This is a genomic window from Flavicella sp., assembly GCF_037132785.1.
Taxonomy (GTDB): Bacteria; Bacteroidota; Bacteroidia; order Flavobacteriales; family Flavobacteriaceae; genus Flavicella.
Map to the genome: position 1 here is coordinate 1 of NZ_JBAHZZ010000005.1, position 23,241 is coordinate 23,241.

Below are 23,241 nucleotides of genomic sequence, written 5' to 3' on the forward strand. Positions count from 1 at the left end.
AACTAAAGGAAAATGAACCAAAAAATAGATCCATAACTAACATAAACAATGAAAATAAGAAAAAAAAATATAAATTTTAGATTTAAAAAGTCAAAATTGAAATCTAAAAATGAAAAGAGCATTATGCAACGGTCTTATATTATATTTAAAACTAGAAATACTTTGTGTTTTACTGAAGTAAAATTAATGAAAACCTCGTTTATAGCAACAAGCACTATGATTAAGGGTTTTCTTCTTTGTAAAATAAAATATTAAGCGCTGTTATTCTGAGGGTTATAGTTCTGGTACAAGTGAATAAATATATAGGACAATAAAAAAGGCAATTTCAATTAATTGAAATTGCCTTTTTTATTATTAAAAGTTGTGTATAAGTCTTTTGTAATTTTAAGCTAAAATATTTTCTAAAGCTATTTTTTCTTCTTCAGCTAAAGTAGAGTCGACTAAAATTCTTCCACTGTACTCGTCTATAGTGATTTTTTTACGAGAAGCAATTTCAATTTGAACTTGAGGTGGAATCGTAAAAAAAGATCCACCTGCAGCGCCTCTTTCGATAGAAACTACTGCCAAACCATTTTTTACATTAGAACGAATTCTATTATAAGCTTTTAACAAATGAGCGTCAATTTTTTCAGATAACTCAGTAGATAGTTTGTTCATTAACACTTCTTCTTTTTCCGTTTCTTTAGTTATTGCGTCTAGCTCAGTCTTTTTATGGTCTAAATGAACATGTTGTCTATCTAACTTAACAGAAGTGGTCACTATAATTTCATTTTTATGCTCAATCTTAACTCTATATTCTTTAATACGTTTTTCTGCCAATTCAGCTTCTAAACCTTGATATTCAATTTCTTTTGTTAAAGAATCAAATTCACGGTTATTACGTACGCTTTCTTGTTGTTTTTCGTATTTTTTAGAAGCTGTTTTAGATTCTTCAATAGTTAATTTTTTAGCAGTAATATCTGCTTCGTAATCAGAAACATCTTCCTTTAATTTAGAAAGTCTTGTTGATAGACCAGCTACTTCATCTTCCAAATCCTCGATTTCTAAAGGTAATTCTCCACGTACACTTCTAATTGTATCAATTCTTGAATCAATCAATTGTAATCTGTAAAGTGATCTTAGTTTTTCTTCAACACTTAGTTCTTTGCTCTTAGCCATGTCTATATATAATAAATAGGATTCGTAATTTTATCTGATAAAATGATTGCAAAATTAGTGAATTTTTTTGTAAGATAATCTACTAATAGTTTTTTTGTGAACTGTTCAGATTCATAATGACCAACATCTGTGATGAGTAGTTGATTTTCAGCTTTGTAGAATTCGTGGTATTTAAAGTCTGAGGAGATAAATGCATCGGCGCCTGCGTTTTTTGCGTTTTCTATGGCAAAACTACCAGAGCCACCTAAAACAGCGACTTTTTTAATAGTTTTTCCTGTGAGTTTAGAATGTCGAATACAATCCGTTTTTAAAGTGTTTTTTACGAATTTCAAAAAAGGAAGCTCTTCCATTTCTTGTTCAAATTCGGCGATCATTCCCATTCCAATTTGCTGATGTTTGTTTTCTATAGTTGTGATTTCATAGGCAACTTCTTCATAGGGGTGGTTGTCAAACATGGCTTTTAAGATCTCGCCTTCAAGATGTTTTTCGAATATGACACTGATAACAATTTCTTTTTCAATATGTAAAACACCTTTCTCTCCAATAGTTGGGTTAGAATCTTTTCCTCCACGATAAGTTCCAAACCCTTCCGCATTAAAACTGCAATTGTCGTAATTACCAATTTTACCAGCTCCTTTAGAGAACATTGCTTTTCGTAAACGTTCAGCATTTTCAAGAGGAACATAAGTAAGCAATTTTTTTATGGTGTTTTTTTGAGGGATTAAAATTTGTTTGTTTTGAAGCCCTAAAACATCACATATTTTTGAACTGACTCCGTTAAAAGAATTATCAAGAGCGGTATGCATTGAGTAAATAGCAATGTCATTTTTGATTGCTTTGATGATTACTTTTTCTATATAATTTGAACCATTTATTTTTTTTAATCCTGAGAAAATAATTGGGTGGAAGCTAACGATTATATTGCAGTTCTTTTCAATAGCCTCGTCAACAACATTTTCTAAGGTGTCTAATGTAATCAACACTCCTGTAACTTCTTCTGAATAATCACCAACCAATAGTCCTACATTATCAAAACTTTCGGCATAATTCAAAGGAGATAACTCTTCTAAGCTATTGGTAATATCTTTTACTGTTGTCATATTTTAATGTATTTGATATCAAAAGTAAAAAATATAGTTGAATTCTTTGGAGTATGCTAAACGTATTTACTTATTTTTGTTTTGTGATTATTTTGATATAAATAAAACATTAGATGATTCAAAAAAAATTTATTAAAGGACTTCGATGGGTTTTAGCTCCATTTTCTATTTTGTATGCTTTGGTGCTTAGTATTCGAAATGTTTTGTTTGATAATAAAATATTAAAGCAAACTAGTTTTGAGGCTCCTGTTATTGCCGTAGGAAATTTAAGTGTTGGTGGTACTGGAAAAACGCCTCAAATTGAGTATTTAATTCGTTTGTTGCAAGACAATTATACAATTGCTGTTTTAAGTAGAGGATATAAACGAAAATCTAAAGGTTTTGTATTGGCAGTTAAAGAAACGACTGTTGAAGAAATCGGAGATGAGCCTTTTCAGTTTCACAATAAGTTTGATAAGATTTCTGTTGCTGTGGATTCTGATAGAACAAATGGTATAAAACAGTTGTTGGAAAATGACCCTAGTATAAATTTAATTTTATTGGATGATGCCTATCAGCATAGAAAAGTCAGTGCTAAGTTTTATATATTATTAACTTCCTATGATCAGAGATACACCCAAGATTTTGTGCTGCCGTTGGGAAATTTAAGAGAATCTAGAAGCGGAGCAAAGCGTGCAAATGCAATAGTGGTTACAAAATGTCCTGCGAGTCTTACGCTTAAAGAAAGGGATAATATTGTCAAAGAAATAAAACCGCTGAATCACCAAAGAGTGTTTTTTAGTGGTATTGTCTATGATGATACGATACATTCTAAAACGATTTCTTTGCCTTTATATAAATTGAATGATTACGAAATCGTATTGGTAACTGGTATAGCAAAACCAAAACCACTAGTGGAGTATTTGATTACAAATGAAATAAAATTCAAACATTTGGGATTTCCTGATCACCATGATTTCAAGTCTTCTGATATAAGTAAAATCAACAAAATTTTTGGTGAAATTGAAAACCCAAAGAAACTAATATTAACTACAGAAAAAGACTCGACAAGACTTTCAGATTCAATTTCTGGTGTATTCTCGCTAGGAATAAAAACATCGATTATCGAAACTGAAAAGTTTAATTCTTTTGTGAAAAGTGGGATTTAGGCTTGTTAACGTCTAGGGTGAAATTTTTCAACTACTTGTTTTAAATGTCTTCTGTCTAGATGCATATAAATTTCTGTCGTTGTTATACTTTCATGTCCTAACATTTGCTGTATAGCCCTTAAATCCGCTCCTCTTTCTAATAAATGTGTTGCAAAAGAATGGCGAAAGGTATGTGGACTTATTTTTTTATCTATTCCTGCCTCCAAAGAAAGATTTTTAATGATGGTGAAAATCATATTTCGTGTCAGTTGTTTTCCTCTTCGGTTTAAAAACAAAGTATCTTCATGTCCTTTGACAGGAGAGCTTTGTGATCGGGTACACTTTACGTACCTGTTTATCAGTTGTTGAGTTTCGTGATTTATTGGAACAAATCGTTGTTTGTCACCTTTGCCTATAACTCGGATAAAACCTTCATCAAAAAACAAATCAGATATTTGCAAAGAAATTAATTCGCTTACCCGTAATCCACAACTATATAAGGTTTCTAAGATGGTTTTGTTTCGTTCTCCTTGTGGGTGACTTAAGTCTATGGTTTCAATTAGCAAATCTATCTCTGAAAGAGAAAGGGTGTCCGGTAGTGTTCTTCCTGTTTTTGGTGTTTCTATCAATTCTGTAGGATTGTCCTCACGATATTTTTCGAAAATTAAATAATCAAAAAAACTTCTTAATCCAGAAATTAATCTAGCTTGTGATTTAGCGTTGCAGGTTTTAGAATTAGTGTAAATAAATTCCAATAGTATTTCTTTGTTGATTTTATCTGGGGATGTTTTTATAAAGTTAATTTCTAAATGTGTTAATAGTTTTTTGATGTCTCTTTGATAGCTTTCAATAGTGTTGATTGCCATGCCTCTTTCAATAAGAAGGTGGTTTTTAAAGTCATCTAATAGCTGTATCCATTTCATTGTTGTAAATATATCAAAGCTTTTTCTTTATAGAGAAACAAAAAAACAAAAAATTTCATTGTTAATTCAAGAACATTCTTATTTTTGTTTTTATAATCGATAACAATGAAAATACTTGTTTTAAACGGACCAAATTTAAATTTATTAGGTAAAAGAGAACCTGAGATTTATGGAAGTGCATCTTTTGAAGATTGTTTTTCTGGATTAAAAGAGAAGTTTGATACTGTAGAATTGGAATATTTTCAATCCAACTACGAAGGAGCTTTGATAGATAAATTGCACGAAGTTGGGTTTAGCTATGATGGAATTGTATTAAATGCAGGTGCGTATACACATACTTCTGTGGCTATTGCAGATGCAATAAAAGGGATAAAAACCCCAGTTGTTGAAGTACATATTTCAAATGTGCATCAACGTGAAGAATTCCGTCACAAATCTTTTTTGTCAGCTGTATGTACAGGTGTTATTTTAGGTTTTGGACTGAAGAGCTATGAGTTGGCGATTCAGAGTTTTGTCGATTAGAATTATACTTACAGAGCAGTTAGAATAATATACCCCAAATTATTCTATTTGGTTCGTAGGTTTGTTTACAGATTCTTAAAGGGGGAAATTATGGATAAAAACGATTGGCTTTTTGAAATTACTCCTAAAAACAAATTACTTGATTTTAATTTTAAAGAAATCTGGGCTTATAGAGATTTGTTGATTCTTTTTGTAAAAAGAGATGTAATTACCCTGTATAAGCAAACTATTTTAGGACCTCTATGGTATCTTATTCAGCCCTTATTTACTTCTATTATTTTCACCATCGTTTTTAATAAAATAGCAAATATCCCTACGAATGGAGTTCCTCCATTTTTATTTAATTTAGCTGGTATTACAGCTTGGAGTTATTTTAAGGATTGTTTGATTGCAACCTCGGATACTTTTAAAAAAAATGAAGCAATTTTCGGGAAAGTATATTTCCCTAGAATAATTATGCCAATGTCGATAATTGTTTCCAATTTATTGAAATTTGGTATTCAATTGGTTGTTTTTTTCTTGTTTTACGGATATTATGTGTTTCAAGTAGTGCCTATAAATTTGTCTTTAAACTTATTATATTTACCAATATTAATCATTTCTATGGGCATGATGGGGCTTGGACTGGGAATGATTATTTCTTCTATGGTAACAAAATATAGAGACCTTACCTTTTTAGTGTCATTTGGTGTACAGCTGTTGATGTATTTGTCTGCTGTTGTATATCCGATAGAATTGATGAGGGAGAAGATGAATGAATATGCTTGGGTGGTAGAATATAACCCTATGACTACTATTATTGTAACTTTTAGAAATATAGTATTAAATACCAATACAGTTTCTATTGTAGAAATAGGATCGATGCTTGCAATATCCTTTATTTTATTTATATTTGGAATGTTGGTTTTTAACAAAACGGAAAAAAGTTTTATAGATACGATATAATTATGAGTGATGTTATTTTAAAAGTAGAAAACCTCTCTAAACAATATCGACTAGGAACGATAGGTACTGGTACAATCAGCCATGATCTAAATAGGTGGTGGGCTGGTATTAGGGGTAAAGAAGATCCCTATTTGAAAATTGGAGAAACAAATGATCGCTCTAAAAAAGGAGAGTCCGAATATGTTTGGGCATTAAAAGATATTAATTTTGAGGTAAAAAGAGGCGAAATTTTAGGCATAATAGGAAAGAATGGAGCTGGGAAATCAACTCTTTTAAAAATCCTTTCTAAAGTTACTGGTCCTACAACAGGTGTCATAAAATATAATGGAAGAATAGCGTCTTTACTTGAAGTTGGAACAGGGTTTCATCCTGAAATGACTGGAAAAGAAAATGTATTTTTGAATGGTGCTATTTTAGGAATGACCAAAAAAGAAATTTCTTCTAAATTAGATGAAATTATTGAGTTTTCAGGTTGTGAACGATTTATAGATACTCCTGTAAAAAGATATTCTAGCGGAATGAAAGTGCGTTTGGCTTTTGCCGTGGCTGCATTTTTAGAACCCGATATATTAGTTGTAGACGAAGTATTAGCTGTTGGTGATACAGAGTTTCAGAAAAAAGCGATTGGTAAGATGCAGGATATTTCTAACACAGAAGGAAGAACAGTTTTATTTGTGAGTCATGATATGGCAGCAATTAGCTCTTTATGTTCGATATGTATATTATTGGAATATGGTTATGTAAAAGAAGTGGGTGAGACTAAGCAGGTTATTAATAACTATTTGACCTGTAAAACAAATACTTTATTAAGTAACGTGTTTTTTAAAGATGATTTGTACTTAAAATCTTTTAAATTATTGTCAAAACAAAGAGAAAGGATAGATTTCGTATTATTTGATTCAACTATAATTTTTGAAGTTGAGATTGAAAGTAAAAGAGAAATTGTGAATGATTTTATTTTAGAGTTTAAGGTGAAATCTGATTCAGAAAGAGTTTTATCAACATTTTCTACTTATTTGAATAAGTATCAATTTAAAACCAACGGAGGTTATTCAAGAAAATTATCTTGTGTAGTAGATTCCGTTAGTTTGATTCCTGGTAAGTATTCTATTGATATTATCATTATTAAATATATGGAAGGTGATAAGTTAGCGAAATTAAGTGATGTTTATAATTTTGAAGTTGTACGGTCAAATAATTTTATATTCTCAAATAAAATAAAATCAAAATTCCATGGAGACTTTATTATGAAATATAAATGGAGTTAAAATGAATGAAAAAATTTTAATTATTGGACCATTTGGTAATAATGGAGGTAGAGAACTTGAAGGGAGTTTTATTGCAAAAACTTTAAGTCAGTTTTATAATGTTGAATTATTTACTACAGGTAATTATTATGAAAAATCAGAAGTGACATCTTTTTGCAAAAACATTTCTTTCAATGGAGTTAATAAGTTATTATATGATTCAAACTTGCTGATTAATATTTTAATAAAAGTGCTTTCTTTTTTTAAGAGAAATAATTTACCAAATCATTTTAGAACTGGAAATAAATATTTAAAAAAACACTTTAAAATAGAAAAACTTAAGAAATCTATATTAGAGGAAAAAATAAAGGAGAATAATATAATTTTTATTTGTGCACAATTATCTTCTAGTTACATGAAAGATATAATTAATATCGCAAAATTTTATAATAAAAAAATTTTATTTAGAACAACAGGCACAATAAAAGAGAGAACATTTGAAGATTTTGAATTTTTAAAAAAAGTAGATATTTTCATTCATCATTCACTAAACAACGTTAATAATTTTGAGAAATTTTATTATAAACACACTTATAAAATTATAGATCAATGTTCGTTTATAGAAAAAAAATTATTAAGAAACTCTCCTAAAAAAGGAAGAATTAAAAAATTTCTTGTATTATCAAGATTATCCGAAGAAAAAGGAATAGAGAACGTAATAGAAAGTTTTAATTGTTGTACAAATAAAGAACTATTATTGATTTGTGGTGATGGAGTTTTAGAAAAAAAGTTGAAGTTAAAAGCTAAAAACAATCCAAGAATTATTTTTAAGGGATTTGTAAGTCAAGATGAATTACCAGACGTTTTTAAAGAAATTGATTGTTTGATAATTTCTTCAACAGAAGAAGCAGGACCAATTACTGGTATTGAGGCAATGGCATCTGGAGCGTTAATTATATCAACTAGAGTTGGAGCTATGAAAGAAAGATTAGATAAAGATTGTTTTTGGTATGATGGTTCGTTGAAGGATTTAGAAAAAAAAATAATAGAAACTAAAAACTTAGATATTATTAAAGTAAATGAATTGTCTATTAGTATTAAAAACAGGTATTTGAACTATAATTCGAAAGATATAATCAGTGGGAAATATCTTGATATTTTAGATGAAGCTGTGAAATATTAAAATAAATGAAAATAATATTAATCACTGGTGTTGCAAGTAATGTCAGAGGAACTTTGGTATATAGCCTGTCAAAAGACATGAATAATAAAATAATCATATTAGATAATCTTTCTACATGTTCTTTCGATAAGATACCTAAATTTTCGAATGTTGAGTTTATCAAAGTTATGTAAATGATTATAATGAAATTTCGCCATTTTTTTGTAGGTATAAATCTGATATTGTTTTTCATTATACCGAAGTTGAAGGAATAAAAAGAACTTAAAAACCCTGTAATTGATTAAAAGACATTGATGATATAAAAAATGTATTTACATTATCTAAAAAAAAGAAAGTAAAAAGAGTTTTTTATTCTAGTTTTTCGGAGGTATCTAGAGAACCTTTTGAAACACCTCAAAATAAAAATACAACACCTCTAAATTCTATACTCCCTTATGCAATTGTAAAGAATGTCGGTGAAGCTTTTTTGTTATCTTATAGCGAATAATATAGGTTTAATTACACCATATTCCGTTTTTTTAATATGTATAGAACCTAATCAAAGTAATGATTTTGTAGTGCTAATTTTTTTAAAAGCTGCTCTAAATAATGAATGTTTATATCAACAGACAAGATCATTTTGTTATGTAAAATACAATGTAGATACACTGAATAATTAAGGTTACGTGAATAGAGTTTTAAAGGTAGGAAGTGATGTTGAAATGAGTATTCTATGTTTCGTAGAAAAAATTATTTGCTTGACCAGTTCAAAATTAATAATAGAGCACTCACTTACGTTTGAAGAAGGATTAAATAAATTTATAGAATTTTATGAGAATAGGAGTTAACCCAGAAAAAAATAAAAATTCACAAATTCAATATAAAAAGCATAGAATAATTATTCCTGTTTATATACCTGAATCGGACGATGCTTATTTCATGAATTTATTAGCAGTTTTTAAAGTATCTATGAATTCTCTTCTTAATACAATTGATATTAATAACACCTTAATAACAGTAATAAATAATAACTGTAAAAAAGAAGTTACAAAATATGTTAATTCATTATTAAGCGAAGGACTTATTGATAAGCATGTAATATATAAAGAAAATTACGGAAAAGTATTTACAATTTTATCTGAAGCAAGGGCATCTTATGAAGATTTTATTACAATTGCAGATGCAGATGTATTTTATTTTAATGAATGGGAAAATAAAGTATTTGAGGTTTTTAGAAACTTTGAAAAAGCTGGAGTAGTAGCTCCTTTACCTTCACCTCATGCTGCTTTGTATAATAATGTGTCGTTATTTGGTTGTCTTTGGGGTAGACCTAAAATGAAGAATGTGGTAGACTCTGACTCATTTAAGCTTTTTGAAGAAGGCACCAACAACTCTAAAATATTTCAAGACAGAAAGTACAACTGGAAAGAGAAACAATATTATTTGGAGCATAATAGTATAAAAACTTGTGTTGGAAGTGGTCATTTTATAGCGACTTATAGGAACATTTTTAAACAAATCGCCATTTTAAAGCCAAAATATGTGTTTAAACAAGCTGATGAAAATAAACATTTAGATCAACCTTTTGATCTTTTAGGTCTTTGTCGTTTATCAACACTTACTACAAATGCTTATCATTTAGGGAATACCATTCCTAATTGGGTTAAAAATTATGTTTTTAACAATGAGAAAGTTAGAATACCAATATCAAACAATAAGAAAATTAAAAATTTCAATATCTACTTTTTTAAATTATATATTTTTAAATTTTTGAAGGTTTATAAATTAATTTAAAAGTAAAATAGAAGTATCTTAGTTTTTGGTATCAATTGAAGTTTCATATGTATACACATAAAACAATCACAATAAAACTCGCAAATAAACATGAATTTATTCACGAGGTATATGTGTTGTCTATATATCGTTATGAAATCAAAGAAAAGACCTTAGAATTTGGGCGTAAATTTCTTGAACCCCATCAAATATTTGTTGGATATCAGGCTTCTAATGTTTAAGTTTTAAAACTTTGTGTTAGAAAAAACAGTAAATGATTGATACAGTTGTCTTATTAAAAGCAACATATCTTTTATGGTCTAATAGACTATTGTGCTAAGAATATAAATATATTTAGGAAGCTCTTGATATTATAAATTTCGAATTATATTAAAAAGGTATGATAATTGAGAAAAAAATAAAAGTTGAATACAGAATATTTAGTAGAATATGAGGAACCCTTTATTTGAAGAATTAATTAGAAAAAATGGATTTTAAATGATATTTATTATAGCAGAAATAGCGCAAGCACATGATGGTAGCTTAGGAATGGCTCATGCCTATATTGATGCTGTAGCCAAATCGGGATGTAATGCGATTAAATTCCAAACCCATATTGCTGAAGCAGAAAGTAGTGAATTTGAACCTTTTCGAGTGAAATTTTCAAAACAAGATGCTACACGTATGCAGTATTGGAAACGAATGGAATTTTCTTTGGAACAATGGAATACTCTAAAAGAACATTGTGATGAAAAAGGGATCGAGTTTATGAGTTCTCCTTTTAGCAATGCTGCAGTAGATTTATTAGAAGAAGTAGGGGTAAAGCGATACAAAGTTGGATCTGGTGAGGTTACTAATTTTGTGCTTCTTGAAAAATTAGCACAAACAGGAAAACCCGTAATTATTTCTTCTGGAATGAGCTCCTTCGATGAATTGGATAAAACAGTTGCTTTCTTGAAAAGTAGAAATATTGAATATTCCATATTACAATGTACTACAGCGTACCCTACATCACCAAAACAATATGGTTTGAATGTGATTCAAGAATTGAAAAAACGTTACAAGGTACCTGTTGGTTTTTCAGACCATTCATCATCTATTGAAGCTTGTATTGCAGCAACTACTTTAGGTGCTGAGATATTGGAAGTTCATGTAGTTTTTGACAAAGAAATGTTTGGTCCTGATGCAAAATCATCTTTAAATTTCCCAGAAGTAACAGAGTTAGTAAAAGCAGTAAATAATATTCAAATAGCGCTAGATTATCCTGTTGATAAAAATAACAATTCACAATATTGTGAATTAAAAAAAAAATTTGAAAAATCATTGGCTGTCAACAAAGATTTAATGAAAGATCACACTCTAACTTTTTTAGATTTAGAAACAAAAAAGCCAAAAGGATATGGTATTTTAGCAAGTGAATATGAGAGTATATTAGGTAAAAGGCTAAATAAAAACTTAAATAAATGGGAATTTTTAAATTTTGAAGATTTAATAGGTTGATATGCAATTAAAAAAAATATGTGTAGTTGTTACAGCTCGTGCTTCTTATAGCCGAATAAAAACGGCTTTAATAGCAATAAAAAATCATCCTGAATTGGAGTTGCAGTTAGTTATTGCTGGTTCAGCTTTGTTAGGACGCTATGGAAATGCAGTTGAATTTATTGAAAAAGATGGTTTTATCATTGCTGAAAAGGTATTTATGGTTTTAGAAGGGGAAAATCCTACTTCTATGGCAAAAACTACAGGATTGGGAGTAATGGAACTGGCAAATGTTTTTTATAAACTGAGACCTGATGCTGTTATTACGATTGCAGATAGGTTTGAAACAATAGCAACCAGTATTGCCGCTGCCTATCAAAATATACCTTTAATACATATTCAAGGTGGTGAAGTAACGGGTAATATTGATGAAAAAGTAAGACATGCCAATACAAAATTAGCAGACTTACATTTGGTGGCTTCTGAAGATGCTAAACAGCGTGTGATTAAAATGGGTGAAAATCCGGATATGGTTTTTAATACAGGTTGTCCATCATTAGATTTAGCAAATAAAATTAAAAAGAATCCGAAATTAGATTTTGATCCAATTAAAAAATATGGAGGCGTTGGAGCGGATATTAATTGGAAGGATGGTTATTTAGTTGTAATGCAGCACCCTGTAACTACAGAATATCAATCAGCGAGAAAAGATGTAGAAGAAACATTAACAGCTGTTTATGAATTGGACATTCCTGCTTTTTGGTTTTGGCCTAATGGAGATGCCGGATCTGATGGAACTTCGAGTGGAATAAGATCATTCAGAGAGATCTATAAACCTAAAAACATCCGCTTTTTTAAAAATATGGAGCCAGATGATTTTTTACGGTTATTAGTAAACTCTAGGTGTTTAATTGGGAATTCAAGTGTTGGAATACGTGAATGTTCTTATTTGGCTGTACCAGTTGTTAATATTGGAACAAGACAAAATAAAAGAGAAAGAGCTTCGAATGTATTAGATACTGTTTATGATAAAAATGAAATTATAAAAGCTATTAATAATAGAGTTGAAACCAATCAAATTGTTTCAGAAAACATATATGGAGACGGTGAATCTGGACAAAGAATAGCTGAAATTTTAGCTACTACAACTTTCTCTTTTCATAAAACAATTATGTATTAATGAAAACATTAGGAATTATACCTGCCAGAGGAGGATCTAAAGGAGTTACAAAGAAAAATATTCGTTTGGTTGATGGTGAACCATTAATTTATTATGCTATAAAAGCAGCTCAAGAAAGTTTGCTTTTAACAAATTGTGTTGTTACAACTGATGATGATGCGATTATTGAAGTCGTGAAAAAATATAATTGTAATTTTCAAAAAAGAGATATAAGCAACGCTCAAGACAATACACCAATTGAGCCAGTAATTACGGAAGTTTTAGAAAAGCTAAATAAAGACTACGAATTAATTATTTTATTACAGCCTACTGCACCAATACGTACAGGAAAAGACATTGATAATGTCATAGAGATGTTTAAGAATGATAGTACAACCGAATCAGTAGTATCTGTTATAGAGCTAAATGATATTCATCCTGCCCGTATGTATACTATAGATGATTTTTTGAAAATGTTGCCATTAAATAAAATGGATGAACGAAAAATAAGACAAGATTTGACACCTGTATATTTACGAAACGGTTGTATATATGCTGTTACTACATCTGCTTTTTATAAAGAAAATAAACTGATAACAAATAACAAAAAAGCATATGTTATGCCTGAGTCTATGTGGGCAAATATTGATACAGAAAGAGATCTATTAATAACTGAAGTTTTAGTGAAAGAATGGAGAAAAGGTAAGCTATAAAACATGAAGAAATTTAAAACCCATATTTCAGGGATTGATAGTTTATCTATTATTGCTTATAGCTTGTTGTATAAATTTTCTGAAATAGACTATAAGTCAATACTTTCCGTAATAGAATTAAAAGAATCGTTAAATAGTTGTGATGTTTTTTGGTTTCGGTTAAATCATAAATTAACAAGAGATATTTTACAAAATGTAAGATGTAAATACATTTTATGCGCTGTTACCGGTCTAGATCATATAGATATTAAAGCTTGTAATGATTTAGGAATTACAATAATTAGTCTAAAAGGTGAAAAAGAATTTTTAAAAGAAGTAAGAGCTACAGCTGAACATACAATTGGATTGATGTTGTCTCTTATAAGAAAATCAAAAAAAGCATTTATACATACAGAGTCTGGAGAATGGAATCGTTATTTATTTCAAGGAACAGAATTGTATAAAAAAAAAAATAGGAATATACGGTTTAGGGCGATTAGGAAAAATAGTTGCAGAATATGCTACTGTATTCGGAATGGAAGTATATTATTATGATATTGAAAAACAAAATACTTCGAGTGATTATATTAATTGTAATTCAGCTGAAGAATTATGCTCTAGAGTAGATGTTTTGTCTATTCACCTACCATATAACGCACACACACACTTTATTATAAATAAGGATGTGCTTAAGCTTATGAAATCATCTATAATTATTGTTAATACTGCACGTGGAGGAGTTGTAAATGAAAATGATTTATTAGAGTATTTAAGAAATTCTAAAATTTCGGGATATGCCACAGATGTTTTATATGGAGAACCAAATATTAAGAATCATCCTTTAATTGACTACGCAACTCAGCATGATAATTTAATTGTCACACCACATATTGCGGGTAATACATTTGAATCAATAGAGAAGACAGAAAATTTTATTGCAAATAAATTATATGATTTAATCATGAAATAAATGAAAAAAATAGGAATTGTAATAGCTGATGGAGTAGGGTATAGAAATTTTATTATGAGTGATTTTATTAATGAAGCTAAGCTAAAATTTGATGTCATTTATATTTATTCAGGTTTATTGAAATCTGTTTACAATGAAAATGATATTGAAGGTATAAAATTTAGAGAATTAGATATCTATAGGGAAAGCAAGAAGTCTTGGTTTTATAGAAAATTAAAAGAAGTTGCACATTTACAGAATCACAAATCTTTTTTTGGAATTAATACAAGTTTACAAAATGGAATTCCCAAAAGTTTAAAACCAAATAAAGCAAAACTGATAAAGTTAATTTATATACTAACAAGTGTCTTTAAAAACGAAAAGTATATTAGTTTTTTCGAGAAGTTACAGTATAAATCATTCCAAAATGATACAATTAGTAAAGCATATGTAGCTGTTTTGAAAGAAGATAAACTAAATCATTTATTTTTCACACATCAAAGACCAGCAAATTTAGCCCCTTTGTTGGGAGCTGCAAAAACATGTGGAATCAGCACTAGTAGTTTTATTTTTAGTTGGGATAATTTAATTTCAAAAGGAAGAATGCTCGGAAGTTTTAACTCCTTTTTTGTTTGGAGTGATTTAATGAAAAGTGAATTACATTATTTTTATCCAAAAGTAAAAAAAGAAGATATAAAAATTGTTGGAACACCTCAGTTTGAACCTTATGTGTTAGACAGGTATTACAGAGATGAAAAATATTTTTATAATCGATTTGATTTTGATGACTCTAAAAAAACTATTTATTATAGTTGTGGGGATGTTTCTACGAGTAAATCAGATCCTCTTTATATTACGATCATCGCAAAAGCTATTAGAGATAAAAGAATTCAGTCGTTAAATTTTGTAGTAAGAACTTCACCAGCAGAGGGTAATTCTCGATTTTTAGATATAAAAAACGAATATCCTTTTATCAAATGGAATTTTCCGAAATGGAATTTAACAAGAGAAAATCATACAGAAACTTGGTCTCAAAGAGTTCCAAAGTTTGAAGATTTGTGTGATTTAAGAGCATTACTTACATTTTCTGATATCAATATTAATATGTGCTCAACTATGGGATTAGATAGTATGATTTTTGATAAACCTGTAATTAATCCTGTTTTTGGTAATGATGAAAATGGACTATATAATGATCAAAAGTATTTAAAGTATGATCATTATAAAAATGTTGTAGAAAGTAGATCTGTTGTAATTGCAACAAATGAAAATGAGTTAATAGAAGCTATAAATAATTCATTGAGAAATCCTGCAGAAGCAAGTAAACAACGACAAGAAATTTTAAAATTAGAAATTAGCAAGCCTTTAAAAGGGACAAGTAAGAGGATTGTAAAAGAATTAATGAAATTTTAAAGTAAATTGACTCTGTTTGCTAGTGATGTACAATTCTATAAAATCACCTTATTAATAGGTGTCAATATATCGTTTTATTTTATTGCCATAACTATATATTGACGCCGAGTTTATGGTTTGAAGGGTAACAATGGATATGTTGGTACAGAACTCCACTATAATTAGTAAGTGCTTTAAAATAAAGACATACAATATGCCACATAATACCGTTATAAAATAGTTGGGTTTTATTATTAAAGTTACAAAAGGGAGTAATTGATGTAAGAAAAATGAATTATAATGAAAAAAATATTAATTGTTTTTTAAACAAGGCTAAATGCTATAAAATTGACACCCTTGGTTAGGAAATTAGTACAATCTTTGTACAAATTGTGAATTCTTTAAAATTAATTTAAATGAGAAAAGCAGCAGTTGTTTGTAACTATATTTTAAAACGAGATAGAATTGGTGGAATGGATCGTTTTTTTGTTTTGTTTGATGAACAATTAAAAGAAAAAGGTTATGCTGTAGATTGGTTTTTTACGGACTATACTACTTTTGAGTTTTATAATAAATTGAATATATATAGTGCTAATAATTCATCGATTGAAAAAAAGTTTTTAGAAAATTTATCTAATTATGATATTATTATTACTCATTTTACGGAATTGTGTGCTAAGTTTTATCGTGATATTAAGGTGAATAATCCAAATTCATATGTGATTTCAGTAGACCATAACCCCAGACCTTTAGCTGGTTTTCCTTTAAAAAAAAGAATTATAAAATATATCAAGTCTATTTTATATGCGAGCTATATAGATAAATTCATTGCTGTTTCTAAATATTCAGAAGAACATTTAGTAAATGATTTTGGAAAAAGAATACAAAAAAAAATAGTAGTTGTTTATAACGGTATTTTATCAAATAATTTTTTAGAAAAACAATCTTATCGTTACGGTGGGCGTTTTATTGTAGCCTGCCATCTAAGAAAAGAAAAAGGTATTCAATTCTTAATCAATGCTATTGGAAGTTTAAATACTTTTGATCAAAAAAAAATAAAAGTAGACATTTATGGAGAAGGTCCATATTCAGAGACATTAAAGGTTTTAGTAAATGAATTAAATTTAGAGACAGTTATTTTATTTAAAGGGTCTGTTCCTAATTTACATGAAATCTATTATCAATATGATTATTTAATCCATCCTTCTTTAGGAGAAACATTTTGTTATACTGTTGTTGAATCTCTTTTATGTAAGCTACCTGTAATTACAACTAAATGCGCAGGTAATGTACTTGGATTGGTGAAAAATAAACGAAATGGTTTTATATTTGAAGAAGCGGATAAAAAAGAGTTAACGGTGATATTAAGTGATATTATTAATGATATTAGAACAATTAATAAGTCTAATTTCGAATCTGTTATTTTACCAGATTTATCATTATCTAAAATGGTTTACAATCATATAAATCTATTACCATGAATATAGCTTTTATTACACCTGAATATCCTATCAGTAGTTTTAGTGGAAATATTGGAGGTATAGGAACCTTTACAAAGACTTTAGCCGAACAATTAATTAAAAATAATTGTAATGCAACTATTTTTATACATAGCCAATTTAACGAAGAAGTGATAACTGAAAATGGGGTAGAAATTCATTTGGTGAAAAAGAAAGTCGTAAAAGGAATTACTTGGTATACTAATAGAAGATATTTTAATAAGTATGTAAATAAGGTCGTCAAACAAAAAAACATACAAGTCATAGAAGCCCCTGAGTGGACGGGTTTTACAGCTTTTATGAAATTTAACTGTCCGTTAGTTATTCGATTACATGGTTCGGACACTTATTTTTGTGATTTAGAAAACAGAAACGTAAAAGTAAAAAATAAATTTTTTGAAAAGAAAGCTTTAACTGGTGCTGATAAAATTATAGGAGTCAGTAATTTTGTAGCGAAGAAAACCCAAGGATTGTTTAAGTTAAATAATGATATTGATGTAATTCATAATACAATTGACACAGTATTATTTACACCAAATCATCAACAAGTAAAATCAAAAACATTATTGTATTTTGGAACGATTATTAGGAAAAAAGGAGTTTTAGAAATAGCCAAAGCTTTTAACAAAGTGATAGAAAAAGATAAAGATGTTCAATTGTGTTTGTTGGGAAGAGACAATGTAGATATTATTACAGAAAAATCAACATTAACCATATTTAGAGGATTATTATCGGAAAAAGCTAAAGCTAATTTTAAGTATTATGAAGCCCTTCCTTATCAAAAAGTGATAAAATATATTCAACGATCAGACATTGTGTTATTACCTAGTTTTGCAGAAGCTTTTCCTATGACATGGTTAGAGGCAATGGCTTTAGAAAAAAAGTTGGTGACTTCTAATATTGGTTGGGCAAAAGAATTAATGATAGATGGCGTTACTGGTTTTACGGTGAATCCTAAGGATTCAAATAAATTTTCTGAAAAGATATTAGAACTGTTACATGATAACACTTTAGCTAGCCAAATGGCAATAAATGCAAGGAATAGAATTATTAATGAGTTTGATATACAGCAATCAATGGTTAAGAATATTGTGATGTATAAATCAATATTAAAATAACATGGAATTAAATAAATACATTACATCTACTAACGAAGTATTGTTATACATTGGAGAACCTGATTTTAATTTATTAAATAATTTATCTAATGGGCCTGGAGATATCTGGCATAGCTCATTAGATCAAGGTTTTACAGACTGTTTTCAAGATCTAAAATATCAAACATCTGTATATTGGTGGTTTTTAAATGATTTTAAAAATCAAAATTCAGTAGTTTGTTGGCGAATAAACGTCAATGCTTTTGTCATTAGAGAAACTGTTTGGGCTCAGTTAGGAGGTCTAGATACTCAGTATGAATCTCTTTTGGTATCTGGATTAGATTTTGGATACAATTTGTTGCGTAATCAAAACGGAGTACCATTATCTGTAAAAGAATTGTTTCCCGCAGAAGAGAATAATATTAAAATTTCTACACAAGATAGATATACCTTTTTCTTTAAAAACTTTAAAGCACAACATCCATTTTATATGTTATTGAGAAAAGGTGTTTTTAAATTTCCATTTGAGTTTAAAGCCTACTTAAAAGCAAAAAACAATGCCGTTAAATATGTTGAAAAGATTATAAAACCAAGAATTTTAAGCGAAATTAAAGGGAAACCAACTGTGAGTTTGGTGATTCCTACTATGAGAAGACAGGTATATACTCAAGTTTTATTAGAGGATCATAAAAATCAATCTTACTTAATTAAAGAAGTAGTTATATTGGATGCAACTCCTAAGGAGGAAAGAGAAAGTCAATTTTATAGAAATGAAGATTTTCCTTTTGAAGTAGTTGTAAAATGGCAAACAACTAAAGGAAGTTGTAGAGCCAGAAACGAAGCAATTGATTTGTGTACAGGAGATTATATTATTTTTGCTGATGATGATGTAAGAGTATTACCAGATTTTGTTGAAAATCACATAAAATTATTACAAACTTACAAAGCAGCTGCTTGTAATGGTTTAGATATTATGGCAGAGAATGTCCGTCAGAGCTTGATCGATTTAGAAAAGAGATTGAATAAAATAGAAAATAAGCGCTGGAAAGTTGGTGTATCCTCTATGTTTAGTAATGCTAATTCTTGTGTTCGCAGAGATGTTATACAAGAACTAATAGGAAATGATGTGAATTTTGACGGAGGTTATGGAGAAGATTCTGATTTTGGATTGTCAATTTTAAAAAAGGGGCATGTATTATTACACAATCCTTTTTCTCCAAACTTACACCTTAAACCACCTATTGGAGGATATAGATGGTGGGATACTGAATCCAAAAAAAAAGGAAAAAACCGTAAAGCACAACCTTGGGAATTAAAAAATCCAGTTAAAAAAATTATTCCCATACCTAGTCCTACAATTACCTACGGAGTATTAAAACATTTTACAGAAGATCAAGTAAATGAATGGAGAGTAAAACATTTATTTTTATTTTTATTTAAAAATAATATTAAACAAATTCCTTTTAGACTCTTTCAATTACCTTATAAACAATTGCAATTCTCAAAATCTTTGCAATATGCAAAGACATTAATTAATTTAGGAATTAAATATAAATAATTTATGATCTTTAGCCTTATTATATGTACTTATATGCGACCAAGAACTTTGTTAAAGTTGTTAAATACAGTTAAAGGTCAAACATTATATCCTAATGAAATTTTAATCATTGATGGTTCTACAAACGAAGAAACAAAAGAAGTTTTAGAGCAAAATATGTTTAAAAATTTAATTTACTATAAAGTGACTCCAGAAGAAAGAGGGTTAACTAGACAACGTAATTTTGGAACTGATAGATTAACAGATACTGATATTGTTTGTTTTTTAGATGATGACACCCTGTTAGAAAAGGATTATTTTGAAAACTTAATAAATTCCTATCAAAATTATCCAGAAGCTTTGGCTGTTGGGGGATATATTACGAATGAAGTAGCATGGGAAAAATCAGAAAATGTAAAAGTTAATGAGTTTTACTATGATGGCTGGGTAAGAATAGAAGGTATTCGGTTTAAAATAAGAAAAACATTAGGGCTATTAGATTATACTCCTCCAGGCTGGATGCCTAGTTTTTCTAATGGCCGTTCAGTTAGTTTTTTACCCCCAAGTAATAAAGTATATCCTATTGAGCAAATAATGGGAGCTTCTTCTTCTTATAGAAAGGAAGTGTTTAAAGAGCTATCTTTTTCCAAATATTTTGAAGGATATGGTTTGTATGAAGACACTGATTTTTCTTTAAGATTGGCCAAAAAAGGAAATATTTATATTAATACATCAGCAAGATTAGAACATCACCATAACGCTGCAGGTAGGCCTAATAAATTTAAATATGGTAAAATGGTTACTAGGAATGGCTGGTATGTTTGGAGGGTAAAATATTCTAATCCTAAAATTAATTCTCGCTTAAAATGGAATTTAATAGCAATTGTTTTAATACTATTAAGGTTTGGAAATGTCTTTACAAACAAGAATAAAGTTGAAGCTTTTACAGAAGCTGTGGGTAGGTGTTATGGTTTACTATCATTAGTTTTTAATAAACCAATTGTTGAGAGATGAAGTTTGGAATTATTACACACGCCATCCATAAAATTAGAGATGGACAAACTTATGCTTATGAACCCTACGTTCGTGAAATGAATTTATGGGGAACTTATGCGGATGAATTGATAATATTAGCTCCAATAGCTAAAGGAGAGGTTACTAGTATAGAAACTAATTATCTTCATTCAAACATTAAAATTGTGTCTATTCCAAATTTTGACATCACTTCTGCTAAGAATCTGTTTAAATCATTGTTAGTTGTTCCTAAAGTTTGTTGGTTGATTTATAAAGTAATGAAAGAGGTAAATCACATTCATTTACGATGTCCTGGGAATGTTGGTCTGTTGGGGTGTTTAATACAGGTCTTATTTCCTTTCAAACCTAAAACGGTCAAATATGCAGGAAATTGGAATCCAAACAGTTCAAATCAACCCTTGAGTTACCGTTTTCAAAAATGGTTGTTGGGAAACACCTTTTTCACAAAAAACTGTAAAATTTTAGTTTATGGTAGATGGGAGAATCAAACAAAAAATATAGTTCCGTTTTTCACGGCTTCTTATAAAGAAAATGAAATAATTCAATTACCCGAAAAAACTTTTAAAAAGAAGGTAAAGTTTATTTATGTAGGTGCTTTTACCAAGGGAAAACAACCTTTGACAAGTGTTAAAGTCGTAGAGCAATTATTTAATAATGGATATCCTGTAGAATTATCTATGTTTGGAGATGGAGATCAGTTTTTAGTAGTAGAGAAATATATTAAGGATAATAACCTTTCTAAAATTGTGTTATTAAAAGGGAATCAATCAAAAGAAAAAGTAAAATTGGCATTTCAAGAAAGTCATTTTTTGATATTTATTTCAAAATCTGAAGGCTGGCCAAAAGTAGTTGCAGAAGCCATGTTTTGGTCTTGTTTACCAATATCAACAAATGTTTCATGTATTCCATATATGTTAGACTATGGAAATAGAGGTAGTATTGTAAATGATAATATTGAAGAAATATCGAGTACCATTCAAAACTATTTAGAAAATTTTGATATATATACTGAGCAAATTAAAAAAGCAAAAAATTGGTCTCAGGAATATACATTAAACAAATTTGAAAAGGAAATATCTAAGTTCGTATGAAAAAAATAAAAGTCATACAGTTAATTGATTCATTAGCTATTGGAGGAGCAGAGGTTTTAGCTGTTAATAGTTGTAATTTGTTTAATAAATTTGATAAAATTGAATCTTTTCTGTGTGTTACACGAAAGGAAGGACCTTTATTGGATAAAGTAGACACCAATAAATATATATTCTTAAATCGTAGCTCTAGATTAGACATAAAAGCTGTTTGGAAATTAGTTAAGTTTATAAAAAAACATGATATTCAAATTATACATGCACATTCCACTTCTTTTTTCGTGGCTTTTTGTGTTAAAATTATTCTATTTCGAGTAAAAATAGTTTGGCATGATCATTTTGGAAATAGTGAGTATTTAGAAAAAAGAAATGTCAACCCATTAAATTTTATTTCCTTATTTTTTTCTGCTATTATTGTTGTAAACTCAAAATTATTAAACTGGTCTATAAAAAACTTACATACTAGAAGGGTTCATCATGTAAATAATTTTGCTTATCTAAATAACTCTAAGGTGATAACAAAGCTAATGGGCGTAGATAACAAAAGGATTGTTATTTTAGCTGCCCTAAGACCACAGAAGGACCATTTAAATATTTTGAATGCCTTTAAGGATATCGTTGATAAAAAAAAAGACTGGACACTTCATATAGTAGGTTCAGGTATTGGGGATGCTTATGAAGAAATGATGTATGAATTTGTGAATATTAATAGACTTAATAAAAGTGTTTATTTTTATGGAGGCTGTAATGATATTCAACCTATTTTAGCACAAGCAACCATTGCTGTTTTGTCTTCTAATTCTGAAGGCTTACCTTTGGCTTTGCTAGAATATGGATTGGCAAAGTTACCTGTAGTTATAACTAATGTTGGAGAATGTGAGAAAGTGGTAAAAAACAACTATAATGGAATTATTGTGCCTGCAATGGATTCAAAAATATTAAGAAAAGGTCTTTTGTCTTTAATTGAATCTAAAAAAAAAAGAATCTTGTATGGTGACCTTTTGTATAATGAAATTAGTAATAACTACTCTAAAGAAAATTATTTAAATAACCTCTATTCAATTTATTTGACTTCGATTTGATTAGACATGTTTTGCGTAATAAGTTTATAAACATTACGATACATTTGTTGTGCTAGGAACAATTTCAAGTTTTACGAAGATATTAGGACTTGGATGTGTTTTTATTTTTATTCGCATCATGTTTTGTAGGAGGAGAAGTGTTTGTTCGTATGACAGGTAGGTTACTCTGTGTCATCGTTAGAGTATGGGATATTTTGTTTACTGGTAGTAGTTACGGATGTTGGTGAGTATTGAGGTTTGGTTAAAATAATGATTTCGTCGTTCCCTCAGGGGAT

The 23,241-nt window shown here is 28.9% G+C and carries 22 protein-coding genes; 19 read left to right on the forward strand and 3 right to left on the reverse strand.

Features of this window, described 5'->3' with window-relative positions:
- Positions 1-384: 384 nt before the first annotated feature.
- Both V5787_RS00235 and V5787_RS00240 read right to left on the reverse strand, forming a co-directional pair.
- Positions 385-1,158: a hypothetical protein gene (locus V5787_RS00235; protein ID WP_336891283.1), complete on the reverse strand. Its 774-nt coding sequence runs from the start codon at positions 1,156-1,158 to the stop codon at positions 385-387.
- A gap of 2 nt (positions 1,159-1,160) precedes the next feature.
- Positions 1,161-2,258, reverse strand: coding sequence for a Nif3-like dinuclear metal center hexameric protein (locus tag V5787_RS00240; RefSeq protein ID WP_336891284.1), 1,098 nt, complete (start codon positions 2,256-2,258; stop codon positions 1,161-1,163).
- A 113-nt stretch (positions 2,259-2,371) separates the two neighbouring features.
- Here V5787_RS00240 and lpxK point away from each other — a divergent pair, with 113 nt between their 5' ends.
- Positions 2,372-3,406, forward strand: coding sequence for a tetraacyldisaccharide 4'-kinase (gene lpxK / locus V5787_RS00245; RefSeq protein ID WP_336891285.1), 1,035 nt, complete (start codon positions 2,372-2,374; stop codon positions 3,404-3,406).
- Between the two features lie 5 nt (positions 3,407-3,411).
- On the opposite strand, the gene xerD is transcribed toward lpxK, so the two are convergent.
- Positions 3,412-4,308, reverse strand: a complete 897-nt coding sequence (gene xerD / locus V5787_RS00250; RefSeq protein WP_336891286.1) for a site-specific tyrosine recombinase XerD — start codon at positions 4,306-4,308, stop codon at positions 3,412-3,414.
- Positions 4,309-4,413: 105 nt separating this feature from the next.
- Between xerD and aroQ the strand changes: the two genes are divergently transcribed.
- The 18 genes from aroQ (at position 4,414) to V5787_RS00340 (ending at position 22,966) form a co-directional block, all read left to right on the forward strand.
- Positions 4,414-4,830, forward strand: a complete 417-nt coding sequence (gene aroQ, locus V5787_RS00255; RefSeq protein WP_336891287.1) for a type II 3-dehydroquinate dehydratase — start codon at positions 4,414-4,416, stop codon at positions 4,828-4,830.
- Between the two features lie 90 nt (positions 4,831-4,920).
- Complete coding sequence (locus V5787_RS00260) at positions 4,921-5,775, forward strand: ABC transporter permease (protein WP_336891288.1); 855 nt, start codon at positions 4,921-4,923, stop codon at positions 5,773-5,775.
- Between the two features lie 2 nt (positions 5,776-5,777).
- Positions 5,778-7,043: an ABC transporter ATP-binding protein gene (locus tag V5787_RS00265; protein WP_336891289.1), complete on the forward strand. Its 1,266-nt coding sequence runs from the start codon at positions 5,778-5,780 to the stop codon at positions 7,041-7,043.
- 1 nt (position 7,044) lies between these two features.
- Entirely contained in the window at positions 7,045-8,205 is a 1,161-nt protein-coding gene (locus V5787_RS00270) for a glycosyltransferase (RefSeq protein WP_336891290.1), read from the forward strand.
- A gap of 810 nt (positions 8,206-9,015) precedes the next feature.
- Complete coding sequence (locus tag V5787_RS00275) at positions 9,016-9,978, forward strand: glycosyltransferase family A protein (RefSeq protein ID WP_336891291.1); 963 nt, start codon at positions 9,016-9,018, stop codon at positions 9,976-9,978.
- Between the two features lie 47 nt (positions 9,979-10,025).
- Complete coding sequence (locus V5787_RS00280) at positions 10,026-10,199, forward strand: hypothetical protein (RefSeq protein ID WP_336891292.1); 174 nt, start codon at positions 10,026-10,028, stop codon at positions 10,197-10,199.
- 256 nt (positions 10,200-10,455) lie between these two features.
- Positions 10,456-11,457, forward strand: coding sequence for an N-acetylneuraminate synthase family protein (locus V5787_RS00285; protein WP_336891293.1), 1,002 nt, complete (start codon positions 10,456-10,458; stop codon positions 11,455-11,457).
- 1 nt (position 11,458) lies between these two features.
- Positions 11,459-12,616, forward strand: coding sequence for a UDP-N-acetylglucosamine 2-epimerase (gene neuC, locus V5787_RS00290; RefSeq protein WP_336891294.1), 1,158 nt, complete (start codon positions 11,459-11,461; stop codon positions 12,614-12,616).
- On the forward strand, positions 12,616-13,308 hold the full coding sequence (locus V5787_RS00295) for an acylneuraminate cytidylyltransferase family protein (RefSeq protein WP_336891295.1): 693 nt from the start codon (positions 12,616-12,618) through the stop codon (positions 13,306-13,308). Before neuC ends, V5787_RS00295 begins: the two co-directional genes overlap by 1 nt.
- A 3-nt stretch (positions 13,309-13,311) precedes the next feature.
- Complete coding sequence (locus V5787_RS00300; RefSeq protein ID WP_336891296.1) at positions 13,312-13,842, forward strand: hypothetical protein; 531 nt, start codon at positions 13,312-13,314, stop codon at positions 13,840-13,842.
- A complete protein-coding gene (locus V5787_RS00305; protein ID WP_336891313.1) occupies positions 13,793-14,257 on the forward strand; it encodes an NAD(P)-dependent oxidoreductase in 465 nt (154 codons plus the stop codon). The genes V5787_RS00300 and V5787_RS00305 overlap by 50 nt, the downstream gene beginning before the upstream one ends.
- On the forward strand, positions 14,258-15,649 hold the full coding sequence (locus V5787_RS00310) for a hypothetical protein (protein ID WP_336891297.1): 1,392 nt from the start codon (positions 14,258-14,260) through the stop codon (positions 15,647-15,649).
- 395 nt (positions 15,650-16,044) lie between these two features.
- Positions 16,045-17,109 carry a glycosyltransferase family 4 protein gene (locus tag V5787_RS00315; protein ID WP_336891298.1) on the forward strand — a complete coding sequence of 355 codons (1,065 nt, stop codon included), beginning with the start codon at positions 16,045-16,047 and terminating at the stop codon, positions 17,107-17,109.
- On the forward strand, positions 17,106-18,245 hold the full coding sequence (locus V5787_RS00320; RefSeq protein WP_336891299.1) for a glycosyltransferase family 4 protein: 1,140 nt from the start codon (positions 17,106-17,108) through the stop codon (positions 18,243-18,245). Before V5787_RS00315 ends, V5787_RS00320 begins: the two co-directional genes overlap by 4 nt.
- A gap of 1 nt (position 18,246) precedes the next feature.
- A complete protein-coding gene (locus V5787_RS00325) occupies positions 18,247-19,782 on the forward strand; it encodes a glycosyltransferase family 2 protein (RefSeq protein WP_336891300.1) in 1,536 nt (511 codons plus the stop codon).
- 3 nt (positions 19,783-19,785) lie between these two features.
- The gene (locus V5787_RS00330; RefSeq protein ID WP_336891301.1) at positions 19,786-20,775 is read left to right on the forward strand and encodes a glycosyltransferase; all 990 of its coding nucleotides are present in this window, start codon (positions 19,786-19,788) and stop codon (positions 20,773-20,775) included.
- Positions 20,772-21,887 carry a glycosyltransferase gene (locus V5787_RS00335; protein ID WP_336891302.1) on the forward strand — a complete coding sequence of 372 codons (1,116 nt, stop codon included), beginning with the start codon at positions 20,772-20,774 and terminating at the stop codon, positions 21,885-21,887. Before V5787_RS00330 ends, V5787_RS00335 begins: the two co-directional genes overlap by 4 nt.
- Complete coding sequence (locus V5787_RS00340; RefSeq protein ID WP_336891303.1) at positions 21,884-22,966, forward strand: glycosyltransferase; 1,083 nt, start codon at positions 21,884-21,886, stop codon at positions 22,964-22,966. Before V5787_RS00335 ends, V5787_RS00340 begins: the two co-directional genes overlap by 4 nt.
- The last annotated feature ends 275 nt before the right edge of the window (positions 22,967-23,241 follow it).